Source organism: Novosphingobium sp. CECT 9465 (assembly GCF_920987055.1).
In the GTDB taxonomy this organism is placed as follows: Bacteria; Pseudomonadota; Alphaproteobacteria; order Sphingomonadales; family Sphingomonadaceae; genus Novosphingobium.
The window spans coordinates 1,282,750-1,300,410 of the sequence record NZ_CAKLBX010000001.1; the positions used below are offsets into that span (position 1 = coordinate 1,282,750).

Consider the following 17,661-nt stretch of genomic DNA (forward strand, 5'->3'; position numbering starts at 1 on the left):
CCATAGCCCCGTTCCGGCTGGTTGGCGAGACACCGGGTTCCCGAAAATTTGACGCCCGCCTTGGTCGACCTTCGCCGATCCGGTTCAAATTTCCGTCAAAAAACTATCTTGTCAGGAAACCATCGGGCGCCTCGACAGTTAACGCAACAATCGCCTCAGGGCGCTAACATGAGGAATTCCAATGAGAAATCGCACCCGTTTCGCGTGGCCCGTTGTCATGTCTGCCGCACTCGCGGCCGTTCCCGCGCTCGCGCAGGAAGCCGCTCCTGGCGAATGGGATCGCGACAGTCACTTCAGCGGCATTTATGTGCAGGGCTTCGGCGGCCTTGGTATGGTGGGTGAGAACGGCAACACCTTCGATTTCGATACCAACCGTGACGGCGATTACGATGAGCAGGTAACGACGCTGGGCGGGGCCAATGCCTTCTCGCCCGGCTTCTGCAACGGTGCCAAGGGACCTTCGCGCACTGCTGGCTGTGCGCCGGACAAGGCCGGGGCCGAATATGGCGCGCGCATCGGTTTTGACGCACGTTCGGGCAACATCGTGTTCGGCGGCCTGCTCGAAGGATCGCGCAACGATTCGATCGATCGCTCCACCGCATTCAGCACGACTCCGGCATTTTACAAGATCGCCCGTTCGGTGGACTACGCCATCTCGGCGCGCGGGCGTGTCGGCTTCACTCCCGGCGGCGGCGCGCTGTTTTATGGCACTGGCGGTATCAGCTATGCCAAGATTGACCACGATTTCAGCACCAGCAACACCGCCAACTCGTTCGCCGAAGTCAACGATGGCGATATGGTCTGGGGCTGGCAGGCCGGCGGCGGCACCGAGATCATGGTGACGAACAACGTCTCGCTCGGCCTCGAATACCTGTACAGCCGCTACAAGGATGACAAGTACAGCGTCGCGGTTGGTCCAGGCACGGCGCCTGCCACCAACCCGTTCCTGCTGAACGGCGGCGGCACCAACATGCGTATCCAGGACAAGTACCTTGATACTCATGCCCTACGCGCAACCGTAGGCTTCCGCTTCTGATTGCCAACCCTTCCGGTTGCGGAAGGGTTGGCGAGACAGTCATTTTAGATCACTCAATCAAGGGCGGCCCCAAAAGGGCCGCCCTATTTCGTGCACCGCCCGAAAACAGGCATCGGGATTGCGATGTCCCGTGTCTTCAGCCCGGATTTTACAGCCATCTGGCTCTAGGCAATGCGTCAATAACTATCGAAGATTTTCGCCGGTCTGCCTGACGCAATCCAGCGTAAGATCTACCTGTTCCATCAAAGGTTTGATCTCGCGAGCGGAAAAAGCTGGAATCGGCGGGCATCGACCCCTGCCAGCGCGTTCGTGGACGATTCGACCAGGAAGGCAGCCGTCATCATTGGCATTCATGCGAATCCAGGATGAGATAAAAAAAGGGCGGCCTGTCGGGGCCGCCCTTTGCTTGTTCGTTATGCCGCTTCCTTCTTGCGGCTGGCCTTCTTGCGCTCGTTCGGGTCGAGGATGGCCTTGCGCAGACGGATCGACTTTGGCGTCACTTCCACCATTTCATCGTCGTCGATGTAGGCGATCGCCTGTTCCAGGGTCATGACCTTGGGCGGCGTCAGGCGAATGGCGTCGTCCTTGCCTGTCGAACGGAAGTTCGTCAGCTGCTTGGACTTCATCGGGTTGACTTCGAGATCTTCGGGCTTGGCATTTTCGCCGATGATCATGCCTTCATACAAAGGGGTGCCGACGCCGACAAACAGGATGCCGCGTTCTTCGAGCGGGCCGAGGGCATAGGCATTGGCTTCACCAGCGCCGTTCGAGATCAGCACACCGTTCTTGCGGCCTTCGATCTTGCCCTTGTGAGGACCGTACTTTTCAAACAGGCGGTTCATGATGCCGGTGCCGCGCGTGTCCGAAAGGAATTCGCCATGGTAGCCGATGAGGCCGCGCGACGGTGCCGAAAAGGTGATGCGGGTCTTGCCGCCGCCCGATGGGCGCATGTCGATCATCTCGCCCTTGCGGATGGCCATCTTCTCGACGACCGTGCCGGAGTGTTCGTCATCCACGTCGATCACGACGGTTTCGTACGGTTCGGTCCGCTGGCCGTTCTCGTCGGTGCCATAAAGCACGCGGGGGCGGCTGATGCCGAGTTCGAAGCCTTCGCGGCGCATCGTTTCGATAAGCACACCCAGCTGCAATTCGCCGCGCCCGGCAACTTCGAAGCTGTCCTTGTCGCTGCTTTCGGTAACCTTGATCGCCACGTTGGATTCGGCTTCGCGTTCCAGACGATCGCGGATCATGCGGCTGGTCACCTTGCTGCCTTCGCGGCCCGCCATTGGCGAATCGTTCACGGCAAACCGCATCGACAGGGTTGGCGGATCGATCGGCTGCGCATGGAGCGGTTCGGTAACGCTGGTGTCGGCAATGGTATTGGCGACGGTGGCGGTGGTGAGACCGGCGATCGAGATGATGTCGCCCGCAACCGCCTCTTCGGTGGGCACACGTTCCAGGCCACGGAAGGTCATGATCTTGGATGCGCGGCCGGTTTCGACGATGTTGCCATCGCTGTCGAGCGCGTGGATCGCCTGGTTGGTCTTGACGGTGCCCGAAAACACCAGGCCGGTAAGGATGCGGCCAAGGAAGTTGTCGCGATCGAGCAAGGTGACGAGGAACTTGAACGGACCGTCCGGGTCTGCCGAAGGGGCGGGCACGTGATCGACGATCTTCTGGAACAGCGGGGTCAACGTGCCTTCGCGCGCCGAGGGATCCTCGCTGGCATAGCCATTGCGGCCCGAAGCGAACAGGACGGGGAATTCAAGCTGTTCGTCATTGGCATCGAGGCTGACGAACAGGTCGAACACTTCGTCGAGCACTTCCTGCGTACGTTCGTCCTGGCGGTCGATCTTGTTGACGACGACGATGGGCTTGAGGCCCAGTGCCAGCGCCTTGCCGGTGACGAACTTGGTCTGCGGCATGGCACCTTCGGAGCTGTCGACCAGCAGGATCACGCCATCGACCATCGAAAGGATGCGCTCCACCTCGCCACCGAAGTCGGCGTGGCCGGGAGTGTCGACGATGTTGATGCGGGTGCCTTCCCATTCGACCGAGGTGCACTTGGCCAGAATGGTGATCCCGCGTTCCTTTTCGAGATCGTTGGAATCCATCGCGCGCTCTTCGATGCGCTGGTTGTCACGGAAAGTGCCGGACTGGCGGAAAAGCTGGTCAACGAGCGTGGTCTTGCCGTGGTCGACGTGGGCGATGATCGCGATATTACGCTGGTGGGCGGACATGAAATGGCTTTCGGTTTGGATTCGCTCAGAGTTCGGCACAAGCGTGGCCCGCTCCGACTTCGGCGCGCGCTTACTCTTTCTTGTTCTTTGCGGCAAGCGCGGTGAGTCCAAAAGGCGCGCGCTTCGGGCGTGGTTTGCGGCAGTACGGTTGTCGCTACGGCATGGGCAGGCGATCCGGTTGCGACTGTGACCACTTTGCAACAGGGCGCGGGAATGCACGATAATCCGCCGATTCCGACCGCATTCACATTGTTCGCGGCTTCGGGCGGGATTAATGGTGCGGTTAGGGAAATTGGATGTCCTCCCGGAAAGAGCACGCAAAGCGCCTTTGCCGGGCATAACAAAGGAATACCGGGATAATGATGTCAAACCTTGCCGGTCGCACCGGTCGCGCTGCATTCCTGTTCAGCGCATGAGGAATTGCGCTCGCCGTTTCCGGGGCCGCCCACGCGCAGGCCGTCGCACCTGCCGCCGAGGAAGCACAGCCAGCGACCGACATGCCGGCTGAAACGGTTGACGGGAACGAGATCATCGTCACCGCATCCAAGCGCGAGCAGACCCTGCAGGACGTGCCCATCGCGGTTTCGGTGACCAGCGGGGCGGCAATCGAGCGCGCGCAGATTCGCGATATCAAGGATTTGTCGTCGCTGGTGCCTTCGCTGCGGGTGAACCAGCTGCAAAGCTCGGCCAACACCAATTTCTACATCCGCGGTTTCGGCAACGGCGCCAACAACGCGGGCATCGAACCATCGGTGGGCCTGTTCGTGGATGGCGTGTACCGTTCGCGCTCGGCCGCGATGATCGCCGACCTGCCCGATGTGCAGCGTGTGGAAGTGCTGAAAGGTCCGCAGTCGACGCTGTTCGGCAAGAATGCCAGCGCGGGGGTGATCTCGATGGTCACGCGCAAGCCCCAGTTCGAACTGGGCGGCAATATCGAGGCGAGCTACGGCAATTTCGATGCGCTGGTGCTGAAAGGCGTGATCACCGGCCCGATTTCCGAAACCATCGCCGCCAGCATTGCCGGCGGGTACAACAAGCGTGACGGGTTTGTGGAGGATCGCGGTACGGGCGAGAAGGAGAACGAGCGCAACCGCTGGTTCGCGCGCGGGCAGATCCTGCTGGAGCCGAGCACTGCGTTGTCAGTGCGCCTGATCGGCGATTACAGCAAGATCGATGAAAACTGCTGCGCTGTGGTCAACATCCGCCAGGCTGCCACGACAGGCGCGATCAAGGCGATCGGCGCGGGCCGGACCGTCGTCAACGAACCGGCGAACATGTTCGACGATGTGATCTACAACAACCTTGCCTCGACCAACGAGATCGAGAACTGGGGGCTTTCGGGCCAGATCGATTACGAACTAGGGCCGATCAACCTCACCTCGATCACCGCCTATCGCCGCACCGACGCGGTGACCAACCAGGATTCGGATTTCACCGGGGTCGATCTGCTGGGCCGCAACTTCCAGAACCTGCGGCTCAAGACGTTTACCCAGGAATTCCGCGCCGCCACCAACTGGGACGGGCCGGTCAACGCCTTGCTGGGCGCATTCTATTTCAATGAGACGGTAGATCAGACCAACGAAATCTCGTGGGGTGCAGACGCGCGGCCATATGCCAATCTGTTGATCCAGGGGGTTAGCGGTTGTGCGGTCGGCAGTCCGCGCTGCACCAGTGTGCCAGCACTCGAAGGACAACTTTCACAATTGGTCGGAACCAATCTTTCCGGCACATTCTTCCGTAACGGGCAAGGCCTCGACGAAGCCTACCGCCTCAAGAACGAAGCCTATTCCATCTTCGGACAGGTCGATTTCAAGATCGCAGACCGGCTTACGGTGACTGCCGGTCTCAACTACACGCACGATAGCAAGAAATACGCGACCAACACCGTATCGAACGATGTTTTCGCCGGGCTTGATTTCGTCGCGCTGGGCCGTGCAGGCGGAATCGCGCAAGGGCTGGCCGGTTTCGGCGTGAATCCGACCAATGCGGCGGCGGTTCAGGCATTTGCCACCGCGCCCGCCACTGCGCCGATCTTCCAGGCGATTGTTGCCGGTGCCACCGCGGCTTCGACCAATCCGGCACTCAATCCGCTGCTGGGCCTCACCCCGTTCCAGTTCTTCCCGCCGTTCCAGAACGTGCCCAACGCGGTGGAATCGGGCAAGATCAGCGATGGCGATTTCAGCTATACGGCGCGGCTTGCGTGGGAGGTGACCGACACGGTCAACGTCTATGCAACTTATGCCACCGGCTACAAGGCCGCATCGATCAACCTTTCGCGCGACAGCCGCCCAAGCGGGGCCGATCTTGCCGCCTTGCGCGCGCAGAACCTGGCCGTCGCCAATGTCGGTGCGGGCAGCCGCTTTGCCGGGGCTGAGGATTCGACGCTTTACGAATTCGGTCTGAAGGGCAACTGGGGTGTGGCGTCTGCCAACTTCGCGGTGTTCAAGCAGTCGATCAAGGGGTTCCAGTCGAACATCTTCACCGGCACCGGCTTCTTCCTTGCCAACGCGGGCAAGCAATCGGCGTTCGGCATCGAATTTGACGGTTCGGTCCGTCCGGTCGAGGAGCTGACGCTATCAGTGGCGATGACCTATCTCGATCCCAAGTATGACGAGTTTCAGCTTTCGGCCTTCGGTGATCTCAGCGGGTCGCGTCCGGCCGGTGTCTCGCCGCTTTCGACCACGCTGGCGCTGGATTACAATCAGCCGGTCGGTGGCGGCAACCGCGTCATCCTGCACCTCGATTATCACTATGAAGCGCCGTTCCAGCTGGTCGAAGGCCTGCCCAATCTGATCTTCCGCAATCCCGATGGCACAGCCAACGTCAGCCAGGCACTTGCTGCGGCGCGTGAATTCAAGCAGGAAATCAACGATGTGAACGCATCGCTGACTTTCGCCATGGAAAATGGCCTGTCGCTCTCGGTCTGGGGCCGCAACCTGCTCGACAACCGCAACCTCCTCCAGATATTCGACAGCCCCGCCCAGCAAGGCTCGCTCTCTGGCTACCCGAACCAGCCGCGCACTTATGGCGTTTCGGCCCGGTTCCAGTTCTGATTGCGCATACTCACCGTTTCGGAGGGAGAAGGGGGCTTCACGGCCCCTTTTTCTTGCCGTCGACGCTTGCAGGAGAAACCAATTCGTGGTCCCTTCTGCAACTTCGCGTGACATACGCGGCACTACAAGGGGGAATGAAATGGAATGGATGCTGATGCCGTATCGGCGTTATGCCGATTTTTCCGGGCGCTCGCGGCGCAAGGAATACTGGATGTTCGTGCTGTTCACTTTCCTTGTCGTGGCGGTATCCATGATCCTGATGTTTGCCGGTGGCATGAATCTTGATGAAGAAGGACAATCGCAGCCCGGAGCGTTGTTCTGGCTCGGCGCGGCGATCCTTGGAATATGGGGAATCGGCACTTTTATTCCATCAATCGCGGTGCAGGTGCGACGCTTTCACGATCAGGACAAGTCGGGTTGGATGGTCCTTTTGGGCCTCATCCCGTATGTAGGCAGCCTGATCGTATTCATCTTCATGTGCATTGAAGGTACGCGCGGCTCAAACCGTTTCGGCCCGGACCCGAAGAACCCGACCGACGCCGACGTGTTCGGCTGATCTGTTCCGAGGTCTGCCATGAACTGGATGATCCTGCCCTATCGCCGCTATGCCGAATTTTCGGGGCGATCGCGCCGTCGCGAATACTGGAGCTTCGCGCTGTTCTATTTCATCGCGATGATCGTGCTGAACGCGCTGTTCGGGACGAATGATCTGGAAAGCGGCAATGGCGCGTTCGTCTATGGCAGTCGGCTCGTAGGCGCGGGCGGGTGGATCGGTGGATTGTTCTGGCTGGTCAGCATCGTGCCGGGTCTCGCCGTATCAATCCGTCGGCTGCACGATCAGGACCGTACAGGCTGGCTCCTGCTGCTGTGGCTGATCCCGTTCTTCGGCTGGTTCGCGCTTTTCGTGCTGATGTGCCTCGATGGCACACGCGGCCCTAACCGCTTCGGACCGGACCCGAAGAACCCGACGCCGGTGGACGTGTTTCGCTGAGGGCTGGGGTGGGCACTTTTCTTACAATTCCCGCAGCACTTGCGCGGGCCTTGTCCGCAGTACACCCAGCGATCCTGCCACTGCCAGCACCATGACCAGCACCACGCCGCCGCCCAGTACGCCAAGGATGCGTGGCCAGTCGGGTAGCCAGTCGAATTCGAACAGCCAAACGATAACGCCATAGGCAATGCCCGTGCCGAGGATGAGCGCCACACCCGCCAGCAGCGCGCTCAGCAACCCATATTCCGCCAGCAGCAGCACCAGCAACTGGCGGCGGCTTGCGCCCAGAACGCGCAGGATCGTGTTGTCATAAGTCTTGCGTTCGCGCGCGGCGGCTATCGCGCCTGCCAGCACGGCCATGCCCGCCAGGATCGCCACGCTGGCAGCCGCAAGGATCGCGGTGCCCATCTGTGAGAGGATTTCGCGCGCCTGCCCCAGCACAGGCCCGATTTCTACCACGGAACTTGACGGCAGCGCCTTGACCAGCCCGGACAGGATCGCGCGGCGCACTTGCGGGGTCTTGGCATTGGCGGGCAGGCTGATCGTGGCGGCAAGGTTGTGCGGAGCATCGGCGATGGCATTGGGGCTGAACACCAGCACATAGTTGAAGCCCATGTTCTCCCAGTCGATCCGCCGGAACGAGGCGATCCTTGCGCTGCGCTCCACCCCCAGGATCGACACCGCAATCCGGTCACCCAGCCTAAGGCCCAATGCCTCGCGCAAGTCATCGTCCACCGAAACCAGCGGCTCGCCCGTGTAGTCTGGCGTCCACCATGCACCTGCGGTCAGCACATTGCCTTCGGGCAGTGCATCGGCATAAGTCAGCCCACGATCCCCGCGCAGGGGCCAGGCGTTTTCGGGAATCTGCTTGAGATTGGCCACGCGTGTCATCGCTTGCGCCGGGCCATAGCCGACGATGGTGCCGCGCAGGGCAGGCACGGTGCGGACATCGGCGGCGGGGGCGGCGCGCTTCACGATGCCGTTGAACGCATCCAGCCGGTCACGCGGCAGATCGAGCACGAAATAATCCGGTGCGCGATTGGGCACACGCGCCACAATGTTGCCGTCAAGGCTGGTCTGCACACCCGCCAGCAGCACGAACGCGGCCAGCCCGAAGCCCAGCGCCACGACCAGTGCCGAAGTCTGTGCGCCGGGGCGGTGGAGGTTGGCCAGCGCCATCCGCGCGATGGCGCCCTTCGGCCGGGGCATCCGCGCGGCAACTGCGGTCAATCCGCGCCCCATCGCGGTGAGCAGGACGAACAGCACTGCCGCTCCGCCCAGAAATCCCGCCGCCAGCAACGGTTGCGGCGCGGTGACAATCGCCAGCGCGGCGATCCCGGCAAGGCCAAGCCCCACCGGCAGCACCACTGCGCGCCATTGCGAGGCCAGCGGATTGACCCGCGCGCGCATCAGCGCCATCGCCGGAAAATCGCGCGCCCGCACCAATGGCGGCGCGGCAAAGGTCAGCGCGATCAGCGCGCCATAGGCCGCCGCAATCGCCAGCGCGCGCGCGTCGATCACCAGCCCCGGTTCAATGGGCAGGAGGCCCTGCAATGCCTTGCCGAGCAAGGGCGTGACGCTGACCCCGGCGACAAGTCCGGCAAGGATCGCCAGTGAGGACGCGGCGGAAAGCTGCATCAGGTATATCCGCGCGATATCTCCGCTGGAGGCACCGAGAATCTTGAGCGTGGCAATGCTGCCGCGCCGCGCCTCAAGGTACGAATTGACGCCGTTGCCGATGCCGATCCCGGCAATCGCCAGTGCCGCCAGCGCGACCAGCACAAGGAACTGCCCCATCCGCGATACGAAGCGATCCAGCCCCGGCGAGGCTTTCTCGCGGGTACGCACTTCATAACCGGCGAGCGGGAATTTCGCCTTCACGCTCTCACCCAGCGCCACCGGATCGGCATTGGCTGGCAATTTGACGCGCAGCTTCGTGCGGACCATCGATCCCGGCTGCACCAGCCCGGAGGCATCGAGCGCTGCCTTGCCGATGATTACCGTGGGGCCAAGCGAGAAGCCCTCGGCCAGCCGGTCAGGCTCGCTGCCGATCACGCCGCCGACCGTGAGCACGGCCTTGCCCACTTGCAGCCGGTCGCCCACTTTCACGTCAAGCCGATCGGCCACGCCCGGCGCGATCCATGCGGTCAGGCCCTGCGGTGCGCCAGCCGTCCTGCCGCCGGCCAGCGTGAAGTGTCCGTAAAGCGGCCATTTATTGTCAACAGCCTTGAGTTCAACCGGCGTTGCTCGCGCTTCCGCGCCCGGCACGGTCGCCATCGCCTGCAACCGCGCACCTTCCGATAGATTGCCCATTGCGGCAATCGCAGTGCGCTCATCCGCCGAGGGTTGCCGCGCCGCCAGCGTGAATTCCAGGTCCGCACCCAGCATCTCGCGGCCGCGGGTAGCGAGTTCGCGCTCGATCGCGCCGGTCAGGGTGCCGATGGCCGATAGTGCCGCCGTGCCCAGTACCAGGCATACCAGCAACAGCCGCAAGCCTTTGAATCGCCAGTCGAGACCGCGCCGGGCCAGTGCCCAGGCGGCGCCCCATGAAAGATTCACGATCCGGTGTCCGTGCAACTGTCGGAGGCGATCTGCCCGTCTGCCAGCCGCACGATCCGTCCGCAGCGCGCGGCAAGCCGCTCGTCGTGGGTTACCATGATGAAAGTCGCGCCCGCTTCGGCAGCGCGGGCAAACAGCAGGTCGGCCACCGCCTCGCCATTGGTGTGATCGAGGTTGCCGGTCGGTTCATCGGCAAACAGGATGGCGGGTTTGGGCGCAAGCGCGCGGGCGATGGCAACGCGTTGCTGTTCCCCGCCCGAAAGCTGCGCGGGATAGTGATGCAGGCGGTGGCCGAGGCCGACCGCAACCAGTTCGGCTTCGGCCCGCGCCATCGCATCGGGCATGCTGGCCAGTTCGAGGGGAGTGGCGACGTTTTCCAGCGCGGTCATCGTTGGCAGCAGGTGGAACGCCTGCAGCACTATCCCGATGCGTCCGCGCCGAGCGGCGGCAAGGCCGTCTTCATCCAGCACGGTGAAGTCCGCGCCCGCCACCATCAGCGCGCCGCCGCTTGCCCGCTCAAGCCCGGACAGGATCGCCAGGAGCGATGATTTGCCGCAGCCGGACGGTCCGAGCAGGGCCAGCGTCTCACCCGCGTTCACATGCAGATCGATGCCGCGCAGGATTTCCACCCTTGCATCGCCGTTGCCGAGCGAGAGGGTGAGGGCGGAGGCGGCGATAACTTGGGGGAGGGTGCTTGTCACGGGCCTCAGGTGGCATAGATTGGTTGCATGGCGCAACCGGCACTTGGGGACGCGCCCGTGGAGTTACAATGCGCTACGCATTCCTTGCCGCCGCCTTTCTTGTTGCCGCCTGTTCTGCCGAAAAGGCACCTGATCCCGCGCCTGTAGCGTCGCAGGTGGCAGCGCCCGTGCCTGCAAGCGCACCTGTGATCCTAGCTTTCGGGGACAGCCTTTATGCGGGTTATCAATTGAATCCCGGCGAGGGTTATCCGCCGCGTCTCGAAGCGGCGCTGAATGCTGCCGGAACTCCTGCACGCGTGGTGAATGCTGGCGTTTCTGGCGATACCACGGCGGCGGCGCTGCAGCGGCTGGCCTTCACACTGGACAATCAGCCCGTGCAGCCGGCGCTGGCGCTGGTCGGGTTGGGCGGAAACGACATGTTGCGCGGTCTTCCGCCTGAGGAGACGCGCGAGAACCTTGATGCGATCCTGACCGAGTTCGACAAGCGGAAGATTCCCGTAGTGCTTACCGGGATGCTGGCCGCGCCGAATCTGGGCGAGGAATATACGTCGAAATTCAACCCTATATGGCCCGAACTTGCGAAGAAGCACAAAGCGGGGCTGGTTCCGTTCTTCCTTGCCCCGGCGCTCGGCAACAAGGAATTGATGCTTCAGGACAACATCCACCCGAACGCGCAGGGCGTGGACCGGATCGTTGCGGCTACGCAGGCTCAGGTCGCCGAGGCGTTGAAGGTGGCGATGGAAAACTGACGAACCTTCGTTCACCACGAACGGGATTCAGGTTCTTTCCACAATCCCGTCAGCTACCGTCCAAACTGCGCTGGCGTTTACAATGTCCGCAAACGGCGCGATTTCGGTGCCGGTCATCCACACTTGCGCGCCCGATTGCGCCAGCCGCTCGAACAGCGCCGCGCGTCGCACCGGATCGAGGTGTGCGGCGATTTCATCGAGCAGGAGCAGGCGTGGCCGCTCGCCCGCAGTCAGCCCGGCATGGGCGAGCACGATGGCGATCAGCATCGCCTTCTGCTCCCCGGTCGAACAATCGGCGGCCGGCGCGTTCTTGGTGGCGAGCGTGACCGAAAGATCATCGCGATGCGGGCCGATGAGCGAGCGGCCGGCGGCGCGATCCCTGCGGCGGCCCTCGCGCAACATTGCGCGCAGGGCATCGGCTTCCAGCGGCACTTCGCTGGCGTAATGCAGCAGGGGCCGCGCAAACGGCTGTTCCGGCACGCTTTCGAGTGCCTGGCCAAGGTCCGCCACCAGTGCGGCGCGCGATGCCGCCATCACTGCGCCCGCCTCGGCCATCTGCGTCTCGATCCCGTCGAGCCACACCGGGTCCGGCTCCTGTCCTTCGCCCAGCAGGCGGTTGCGTTCGCGCAGCGCGGTTTCATAGCGGGTCGCGGTGCGCGCGTGGCCCGGTTCGCGCGCCAGTACCAGCCGATCCAGGAATCGCCGCCGCGATCCCGCGCTTTCGGCAAACAGGCGGTCCATGGCGGGGGTCAACCAGGTGATCGAGAGCCATTCGGCCAGCCGCGCCGCCGGACCTTCCGCGCCGTTGATCCGCACTGAACGCCGACCCGGTGTTTGCGGATCGGTGGCCGTGCCGATCTGCACCGCGCCGTCCTCCATATCCGCTGCCACGGCAAAGCCGCCGGTGCCGTCGCGCCCGGCCATCTCAGCCGGTTGCGCGCGTCTCAAGCCCCGTCCCGGCGCGAGCAGGCTGATCGCCTCCAGCACATTGGTCTTGCCCGCGCCATTATCGCCGACCAGCACATTGAACGCGCGCATGCCTTCAAGCCGCGTGGCGGCATGATTGCGAAAGTGGCGCAAGGTCAGACGGGTGAGGGACATCGGTTCGTGGCGTTAGGAGGTTTGATCGCCGGTGAAAAGCAGCCTCATCCCGGACTTGATCCGGGGTGAGGTTTTCGCTTTCAGGCCGCGTGTCGCCGCGCGATCCTGAACGTGGTGATCAGGATGTACACGAACGGCACCGGAATGGTGAACGCGATGGCGGGCCGCTGCCAGTATTGCGCCGCCAGCACCAGAATGCCAAAGCAGGCAAACACGGCAAGCACCGCACCGAACATGAGCGCCAGCGCCTTCCAGTGAACCGGAACATAGCTCCACAGCCATTTGCGGAACCAGATTTCGCGCTCCATCAGCCTGCTCCCCGGTCCATCAATCCGTGCTTCTTCATGCAGTGCCGCAACTGGTCATAGCTGAGGCCGAGTGCTTTTGCGGTCTGGCGCTGGTTGAAGCGGTTGCGACCGAGGTGATGTTCGACAATCGCGCGTTCGTGGGCCTCCACGGCGCTGCGCAAGTCGGTTACCCCGTCAAGATCGGGCGCGGCCGGCGCGCGCCCATGGGCAGCGGTGTCCGGTTCAGGCGCGCGTGGGGGCGAAACCGGCTTCCACGCGCTTTCGAACGGATCGAACTGAACGCTGGCGATGGGCTGGGTCCAGTCATCCCAGCGATAGACCGCGCGTTCCACCACGTTGCGCAATTCGCGCACGTTGCCGGGCCACAGGTACTCCTCAAGGGCCTTTTGTGTCGGAGGCGCAAATCCCGGCCAGGTGTCCCAGTGCAGTTCTGCGGCCATGCGCCGCCCGAAATAGTCCGCCAGCACTGCAACGTCTCCCTCGCGCACACGGAGCGGGGGCAGGGTGATCACTTCGAAGCTCAGCCGGTCGAGCAGGTCCGGGCGGAAGCGGCCCTGCTCCGCCATTTTCGGCAGATCCTCGTTGGTGGCCGCCACGATGCGCACGTCCACGCGTACCGGCTTGCTCGATCCGATCCGCGTGATCTCGCCATATTCGACCGCCCGCAGCAGGCGCTCCTGCGCGCCCATCGAAAGCGTACCCAGTTCGTCAAGGAACAGGGTGCCCTTGTCGGCTTCCTCGAACCGGCCTGTCCGGGCGCGGGTGGCGCCGGTAAAGGCGCCTGCTTCATGGCCGAACAATTCCGCTTCGATGAGTGTTTCGGGCAAGGCGGCGCAGTTCATCGTCACCAGCGGTTCCTGCCAGCGCGTGGACAGGCGATGAAGGCGTTCGGCGATCAGTTCCTTGCCGGTCCCGCGTTCCCCGATCACCAGCACCGGGCGGCGCATTGGCGCGGCGCGGCTGGCGCGTTCGACCGCGTCGAGGAACGCGCCCGATTGGCCCATGAACTGAACTTCCCTATCCATTCCCAACCAATAGCGCATTTTCCCAAGTGTCGGCAATATTTCCCACGGTTAAGGGTGGACCTTACCGCAAAATCATCGAAAATCCGGGCCTCTCGCAGTTTGGCACACCCCTTGCTGTACCATGAACAACCCCGGCACAATCGCCGGAGCACCCCGCCGAAAGGTCCGCATGATGTACACCGCCCGCTTCTTTTCCACCCAGCTCGGACGCGCCAGCCTCGCCAGCATCGGTGCGATGGTGGTCCTGTGCTGCTTTGCGTTGACTCAACAGGTCGATGCGGTGCCCAGCGTCATGGCATCTTCGGCAGCCATCACCGGCGAACTTGCATGACCGAGGACCTGACCCCGATCCGGCCTGAAAGGGCCGAGGGTGGCAGGACCACCCGCCTCGATGCGGAACTCGAACGGCTGCGCACGAATCCCGGCAGCAATTCCGGCCTTGGCAGCAATTTCGGCAACGCGGAGCGTTCGCGCTCGTCGCAATCCTTTTCGTCCTTCAACACCGGAGTGAACCTGATGGGCATCTTTTCGCGGACTCGCGATATCATTGCCGCCAATTTCAACGACTTGCTTGAAAAGGCGGATGATCCGTCGAAGATGATCCGCATGATCATCATGGAGATGGAGGAGACGCTGGTCGAAGTCCGCGCCTCAGCTGCGCGCACCATTGCCGATCAGAAGGAAATGGGCCGCCACGTGGCCAAGCTGGATCGCCTTCAGGCTGACTGGTCGGAAAAGGCACAGCTTGCCCTGTCGAAGGACCGCGAGGATCTGGCCCGCGCCGCTCTTGTCGAAAAGAAGAAGGCGTCGGACATGGCCGCCCAGCTTCAAACCGAGATCGGTGTGCTGGATGATGCGATGCGCGCTTATGAAATCGACATCGAGAAACTGCAAACTCGCCTGCGCGAAGCCCGCAGCCGCCAGACCGCCATCGCCGCCCGCCTTGAAAGCGCCGAAAACCGCGTGCGCTTGCGCACGCTGCTCGCCAGCGAGCGGGTTGATGAGGCCATGGCCCGCTTCGACCAGCTCGAACGCCGCGTCGATTACGCCGAAGGCCGCGCCGATGCGCTGAGCCTGGCCGATGGCAGCGGCAAGCCGGGCCTCGCTGATGAGATCGCCGCGCTCGCCGGGCAGGACAAGATCGACGAGGAATTGGAAGCGATGAAGCGCGCACTCGGAAAGGAAGGCTGACCCATGGATGACGTTGTTCCCATCGTTGCAATCTTCGTCGGCCTGCCGTGGCTGATCCTGCACTACATCACCAAGTGGAAGACATCGGCCACGCTGACTAATGGCGACGAAGCGCTGCTGGACGAGCTTTACCAGCTTGCCCGCCGCCTTGATGAACGCATGGACACGGTCGAGCGGCTGGTCGCTTCGGACAATCCCGATTTCAAGCCCGCGCGCATCATGCATGATCGCGAAACCGACAACCAGAAGCTGCGCGAACTCGATCGGATGTTCGCCGAACAGGGAAGGACTTCGAAGTGAACAGCCCGCGCACCCGCTTTTATCGCGACAAGGTCAATGGCAAGTTCATGGGCGTCTGTGCCGGGGTTGCCGATTATACCGGGGTCGATGTGCTCTGGGTCCGGCTCGGCTTCCTGATCCTTGCTTTCTCGATGGGCTGGCCGTTCATCGCCTACTTCGCCCTCGGCATGCTGGCCGGCAAGAAGCCCGATGCGCTTTATGGCGACCGGCAGGAGCAGCAGTTCTGGCAGCGCGTCCGCCAGTCGCCCGCCCGAACCGCCCGCGAAGTGCGCGCCAGCTTCCGCGACATCGACCGCCGCCTGGCCGAAGTCGAAAGCTACTACGTCAACAGCAACCCGCGCCTTTCGGCCGAGATCGAAAAGCTGCGCTGACCACCGCTTCATGAGGGACTGACACCATGGGACCCGATACACTTGGCCCCCTGATACCGATCATCGCGCTGTGCATCCCGATCGTGGCGATCTGGACCAAGCACCGCACCAAGATCGCCGAGATGCAGATCAATGCCACGGCGGAATTGAGCGCCGAAAAGGCCGCACAATATGCCCAGCACACCCGCGACCTCGAAGAGCGCGTCCGCGTTCTCGAACGGATCGTGACCGACAAGGGCTTCGACACCGCAACGCAGATCGAGGCGCTGCGTCGTGACTCGGCGTCGCTGGAAGACAGGAGGGCGCAATGAACTGGGGCGGACCCGAATTCGTCCTGGCGCTCATTGCGCTGTCCACCGGCGGTTGGGTGATCAACAACTGGATCCGCGCCCGCCATGGTTATGCCCTGGAAGACGAATGGGGCGGCAAGACGGCAAAGGCCGATCATGAGGCGGTGGCAAAGCTGCGCGAGGAAAACGCCATGTTGCGCCAGCAGCTTGACGCCACGCACCGGCGGCTTGCCAACGTGGAAGCCATCGTCACGGATCGCGGCTTCGAAGTGGCAGGTCAGATCGAAGCCTTGCGGGGCAAACCGGCCAGTATCGGACAGGGAGACCGGCCATGAACGAGGATGTCGTCCTGGCATTGGTATTCATGCTTGTGGTCGTGCCCATTGTGCTTGGCATCGGTTCAGACATCTACAAGCGTCGCCTTGCGTTTCGAGAACGCGAACTTGAACTGCTGTCAAAGCAGACCGCCGAAAAGGCCGCGCAATATGCCGCGCAGGCCGAACGGCTGGAACAGCGGGTGCGGGTGCTGGAACGCATCGCCATCGAAAACAAATCCGACCTTGCGTTGCAGATTGAAAACCTGCGCGACATCAAGGTCAATTGAGGAATCCTGCGCCATGTCTTTCTGGAGCGCCGTTGTTGCCATTGTTGCGATCCTTGCATTTGCGCGGGTCCGTATGAACCGCCAGGACCGCGGGGTGCACTATCAGGATCAGCCGCCGGTCGACACGGCCTATACCGCCGCGCTCGAACGTGAAGTTGCCGAAATGCGCAAGCGGCTCGAAGTGCTGGAACGCATCGCCACTGACGATGGCGAAACCCGTCGCCTCTCGCGCGAGATCGATTCGCTGCGCGAAAAGTAAATTCCACCCTTTTGAGGGAGTTGCTGACATGACTTCCGATATTGTCTTATCGCTCTCCGCGCTGACCGGCCTTGCCATGATCGCCATGGCAGCCTTGCGCGGCTGGGACGGCTGGCTGGCGCTCAAGCGTCTCGAAATCGAACGCGGTGAAACGGGAGACGTGGTTAGCATGATCGACCTTGCCGACATGCGCGAACGCCTGCGCAAGCTGGAAGCCATCGCGGCCGGGGTGGACTTGTGAGCGAGCGTGGACACGGCGCCGCAAAAGTCGGCATTGGCCTTGGCAGCGCAATCGCCGTCGCAATCTCATGGAGCTTGCATAAGTCCATCATCTGGGCCGCAATCCACGGTGTGCTGTCATGGCTTTACGTGATCTACTTCGCGTTCACCCGGCCGGGCGGACTTTCGGGCTGATACCCCCTATCCGCGATGGACGCGGCGCGGGGCGCTCGCTAGATGCGAACCATGCGCAGCCTTGATGACATCCTTGAAGAATACGAATTTCTCGACGGCGACGAACGCTATCGCCTGCTGATCGAACTTGGACGCGAACTGGAAGACATGCCCGACGCGCTGAAGACCGATGCCACTCTGGTTCGCGGTTGTTCGGCCAGTGTGTGGGTCTACCCGACGCAGGGCGAGGGCGGTACGCTGCACTTCCTGGCCGACAGCAACGCCGCGATCACCAAGGGCATCGTCGCGCTGGTCCTGTCCGCCGTGCAGGATCGTCCTGCCGCAGAAGTCGCAGCAACCGACATTGCCGAAGCGCTGGGGCCGTTCGATCTGAAGAAGCAGTTGTCCTCCAACCGCACCCAGGGCGTACCCAACATGATCGCACTGGTGCGCGAACATGCGGCGCGGCTGGCCGCTGCGGCCTGACGGA

21 protein-coding genes are annotated in these 17,661 nt (G+C 62.7%); 15 read left to right on the forward strand and 6 right to left on the reverse strand.

All coding sequences use genetic code 11. From position 1 onward, the window contains the following. The first annotated feature begins 217 nt into the window (after positions 1-217). Positions 218-1,036, forward strand: coding sequence for an outer membrane protein (locus LUA85_RS06235; RefSeq protein WP_231467898.1), 819 nt, complete (start codon positions 218-220; stop codon positions 1,034-1,036). A gap of 413 nt (positions 1,037-1,449) precedes the next feature. Here LUA85_RS06235 and typA read toward each other — a convergent pair whose 3' ends face one another. Continuing rightward, positions 1,450-3,276 carry a translational GTPase TypA gene (gene typA / locus LUA85_RS06240; protein WP_231467900.1) on the reverse strand — a complete coding sequence of 609 codons (1,827 nt, stop codon included), beginning with the start codon at positions 3,274-3,276 and terminating at the stop codon, positions 1,450-1,452. Between the two features lie 497 nt (positions 3,277-3,773). Here typA and LUA85_RS06245 point away from each other — a divergent pair, with 497 nt between their 5' ends. The 3 genes from LUA85_RS06245 (at position 3,774) to LUA85_RS06255 (ending at position 7,320) form a co-directional block, all read left to right on the forward strand. After that, positions 3,774-6,329: a TonB-dependent receptor gene (locus LUA85_RS06245; protein WP_231467902.1), complete on the forward strand. Its 2,556-nt coding sequence runs from the start codon at positions 3,774-3,776 to the stop codon at positions 6,327-6,329. A 139-nt stretch (positions 6,330-6,468) separates the two neighbouring features. Further along, positions 6,469-6,885: a DUF805 domain-containing protein gene (locus LUA85_RS06250; RefSeq protein WP_231467904.1), complete on the forward strand. Its 417-nt coding sequence runs from the start codon at positions 6,469-6,471 to the stop codon at positions 6,883-6,885. A gap of 18 nt (positions 6,886-6,903) precedes the next feature. Further along, positions 6,904-7,320 carry a DUF805 domain-containing protein gene (locus LUA85_RS06255; RefSeq protein WP_231467906.1) on the forward strand — a complete coding sequence of 139 codons (417 nt, stop codon included), beginning with the start codon at positions 6,904-6,906 and terminating at the stop codon, positions 7,318-7,320. A 21-nt stretch (positions 7,321-7,341) separates the two neighbouring features. Here LUA85_RS06255 and LUA85_RS06260 read toward each other — a convergent pair whose 3' ends face one another. After that, on the reverse strand, positions 7,342-9,879 hold the full coding sequence (locus LUA85_RS06260; protein ID WP_231467907.1) for an ABC transporter permease: 2,538 nt from the start codon (positions 9,877-9,879) through the stop codon (positions 7,342-7,344). Continuing rightward, entirely contained in the window at positions 9,876-10,580 is a 705-nt protein-coding gene (locus LUA85_RS06265; RefSeq protein WP_231467909.1) for an ABC transporter ATP-binding protein, read from the reverse strand. The genes LUA85_RS06260 and LUA85_RS06265 overlap by 4 nt, the downstream gene beginning before the upstream one ends. 68 nt (positions 10,581-10,648) lie before the next feature. On the opposite strand from LUA85_RS06265, the gene LUA85_RS06270 reads away from it, so the two are divergent. Beyond that, on the forward strand, positions 10,649-11,329 hold the full coding sequence (locus LUA85_RS06270) for an arylesterase (RefSeq protein WP_231467911.1): 681 nt from the start codon (positions 10,649-10,651) through the stop codon (positions 11,327-11,329). Between the two features lie 27 nt (positions 11,330-11,356). Here the strand turns inward: LUA85_RS06270 and recF are convergent, their stop codons facing one another. The 3 genes from recF to pspF all read right to left on the reverse strand — a co-directional run bounded on the left by recF (position 11,357) and on the right by pspF (position 13,763). After that, positions 11,357-12,430 (reverse strand): DNA replication/repair protein RecF, encoded by a 1,074-nt coding sequence (gene recF, locus LUA85_RS06275; protein WP_231467913.1) that lies wholly within the window; start codon positions 12,428-12,430, stop codon positions 11,357-11,359. Positions 12,431-12,510: 80 nt separating this feature from the next. Beyond that, complete coding sequence (locus tag LUA85_RS06280) at positions 12,511-12,738, reverse strand: hypothetical protein (protein WP_231467915.1); 228 nt, start codon at positions 12,736-12,738, stop codon at positions 12,511-12,513. After that, complete coding sequence (pspF, locus tag LUA85_RS06285; RefSeq protein ID WP_231467917.1) at positions 12,738-13,763, reverse strand: phage shock protein operon transcriptional activator; 1,026 nt, start codon at positions 13,761-13,763, stop codon at positions 12,738-12,740. Before pspF ends, LUA85_RS06280 begins: the two co-directional genes overlap by 1 nt. Before the next feature lie 121 nt (positions 13,764-13,884). Between pspF and LUA85_RS06290 the strand changes: the two genes are divergently transcribed. From LUA85_RS06290 to LUA85_RS06335, 10 genes are all read left to right on the forward strand, one after another. Beyond that, complete coding sequence (locus LUA85_RS06290; RefSeq protein WP_231467919.1) at positions 13,885-14,094, forward strand: hypothetical protein; 210 nt, start codon at positions 13,885-13,887, stop codon at positions 14,092-14,094. Beyond that, positions 14,091-14,954: a phage shock protein PspA gene (pspA, locus tag LUA85_RS06295; RefSeq protein ID WP_231467921.1), complete on the forward strand. Its 864-nt coding sequence runs from the start codon at positions 14,091-14,093 to the stop codon at positions 14,952-14,954. The genes LUA85_RS06290 and pspA overlap by 4 nt, the downstream gene beginning before the upstream one ends. A gap of 3 nt (positions 14,955-14,957) precedes the next feature. Then, entirely contained in the window at positions 14,958-15,254 is a 297-nt protein-coding gene (gene pspB / locus LUA85_RS06300; RefSeq protein WP_231467923.1) for an envelope stress response membrane protein PspB, read from the forward strand. Next, positions 15,251-15,625, forward strand: coding sequence for an envelope stress response membrane protein PspC (gene pspC / locus LUA85_RS06305; RefSeq protein ID WP_231467925.1), 375 nt, complete (start codon positions 15,251-15,253; stop codon positions 15,623-15,625). Before pspB ends, pspC begins: the two co-directional genes overlap by 4 nt. Positions 15,626-15,651: 26 nt before the next feature. Continuing rightward, positions 15,652-15,936 carry a hypothetical protein gene (locus LUA85_RS06310; protein WP_231467927.1) on the forward strand — a complete coding sequence of 95 codons (285 nt, stop codon included), beginning with the start codon at positions 15,652-15,654 and terminating at the stop codon, positions 15,934-15,936. Next, positions 15,933-16,250 (forward strand): hypothetical protein, encoded by a 318-nt coding sequence (locus tag LUA85_RS06315; RefSeq protein WP_231467929.1) that lies wholly within the window; start codon positions 15,933-15,935, stop codon positions 16,248-16,250. Before LUA85_RS06310 ends, LUA85_RS06315 begins: the two co-directional genes overlap by 4 nt. Further along, positions 16,247-16,519, forward strand: coding sequence for a hypothetical protein (locus LUA85_RS06320; protein WP_231467931.1), 273 nt, complete (start codon positions 16,247-16,249; stop codon positions 16,517-16,519). The genes LUA85_RS06315 and LUA85_RS06320 overlap by 4 nt, the downstream gene beginning before the upstream one ends. A 13-nt stretch (positions 16,520-16,532) precedes the next feature. Further along, the gene (locus tag LUA85_RS06325) at positions 16,533-16,778 is read left to right on the forward strand and encodes a hypothetical protein (RefSeq protein ID WP_231467933.1); all 246 of its coding nucleotides are present in this window, start codon (positions 16,533-16,535) and stop codon (positions 16,776-16,778) included. A 28-nt stretch (positions 16,779-16,806) separates the two neighbouring features. After that, positions 16,807-17,019 (forward strand): hypothetical protein, encoded by a 213-nt coding sequence (locus tag LUA85_RS06330; protein ID WP_231467935.1) that lies wholly within the window; start codon positions 16,807-16,809, stop codon positions 17,017-17,019. 224 nt (positions 17,020-17,243) lie between these two features. Then, positions 17,244-17,657 (forward strand): SufE family protein, encoded by a 414-nt coding sequence (locus LUA85_RS06335; RefSeq protein WP_231467937.1) that lies wholly within the window; start codon positions 17,244-17,246, stop codon positions 17,655-17,657. Positions 17,658-17,661: the final 4 nt, after the last annotated feature.

What these genes read in the sequence shown, in the direction of transcription:
- LUA85_RS06235 (WP_231467898.1), top strand. Translation starts at nt 218, where the DNA reads ATGTCTGCCGCACTCGCGGCCGTTCCCGCGCTCGCGCAGGAAGCCGCT.
- typA (WP_231467900.1), bottom strand. Translation starts at nt 3,276, where the DNA reads ATGTCCGCCCACCAGCGTAATATCGCGATCATCGCCCACGTCGACCAC.
- LUA85_RS06245 (WP_231467902.1), top strand. Translation starts at nt 3,774, where the DNA reads ATGCCGGCTGAAACGGTTGACGGGAACGAGATCATCGTCACCGCATCC.
- LUA85_RS06250 (WP_231467904.1), top strand. Translation starts at nt 6,469, where the DNA reads ATGGAATGGATGCTGATGCCGTATCGGCGTTATGCCGATTTTTCCGGG.
- LUA85_RS06255 (WP_231467906.1), top strand. Translation starts at nt 6,904, where the DNA reads ATGAACTGGATGATCCTGCCCTATCGCCGCTATGCCGAATTTTCGGGG.
- LUA85_RS06270 (WP_231467911.1), top strand. Translation starts at nt 10,649, where the DNA reads ATGCGCTACGCATTCCTTGCCGCCGCCTTTCTTGTTGCCGCCTGTTCT.
- recF (WP_231467913.1), bottom strand. Translation starts at nt 12,430, where the DNA reads ATGTCCCTCACCCGTCTGACCTTGCGCCACTTTCGCAATCATGCCGCC.
- LUA85_RS06280 (WP_231467915.1), bottom strand. Translation starts at nt 12,738, where the DNA reads ATGGAGCGCGAAATCTGGTTCCGCAAATGGCTGTGGAGCTATGTTCCG.
- pspF (WP_231467917.1), bottom strand. Translation starts at nt 13,763, where the DNA reads ATGGATAGGGAAGTTCAGTTCATGGGCCAATCGGGCGCGTTCCTCGAC.
- LUA85_RS06290 (WP_231467919.1), top strand. Translation starts at nt 13,885, where the DNA reads ATGAACAACCCCGGCACAATCGCCGGAGCACCCCGCCGAAAGGTCCGC.
- pspA (WP_231467921.1), top strand. Translation starts at nt 14,091, where the DNA reads ATGACCGAGGACCTGACCCCGATCCGGCCTGAAAGGGCCGAGGGTGGC.
- pspB (WP_231467923.1), top strand. Translation starts at nt 14,958, where the DNA reads ATGGATGACGTTGTTCCCATCGTTGCAATCTTCGTCGGCCTGCCGTGG.
- LUA85_RS06310 (WP_231467927.1), top strand. Translation starts at nt 15,652, where the DNA reads ATGGGACCCGATACACTTGGCCCCCTGATACCGATCATCGCGCTGTGC.
- LUA85_RS06315 (WP_231467929.1), top strand. Translation starts at nt 15,933, where the DNA reads ATGAACTGGGGCGGACCCGAATTCGTCCTGGCGCTCATTGCGCTGTCC.
- LUA85_RS06320 (WP_231467931.1), top strand. Translation starts at nt 16,247, where the DNA reads ATGAACGAGGATGTCGTCCTGGCATTGGTATTCATGCTTGTGGTCGTG.
- LUA85_RS06325 (WP_231467933.1), top strand. Translation starts at nt 16,533, where the DNA reads ATGTCTTTCTGGAGCGCCGTTGTTGCCATTGTTGCGATCCTTGCATTT.
- LUA85_RS06330 (WP_231467935.1), top strand. Translation starts at nt 16,807, where the DNA reads ATGACTTCCGATATTGTCTTATCGCTCTCCGCGCTGACCGGCCTTGCC.
- LUA85_RS06335 (WP_231467937.1), top strand. Translation starts at nt 17,244, where the DNA reads ATGCGCAGCCTTGATGACATCCTTGAAGAATACGAATTTCTCGACGGC.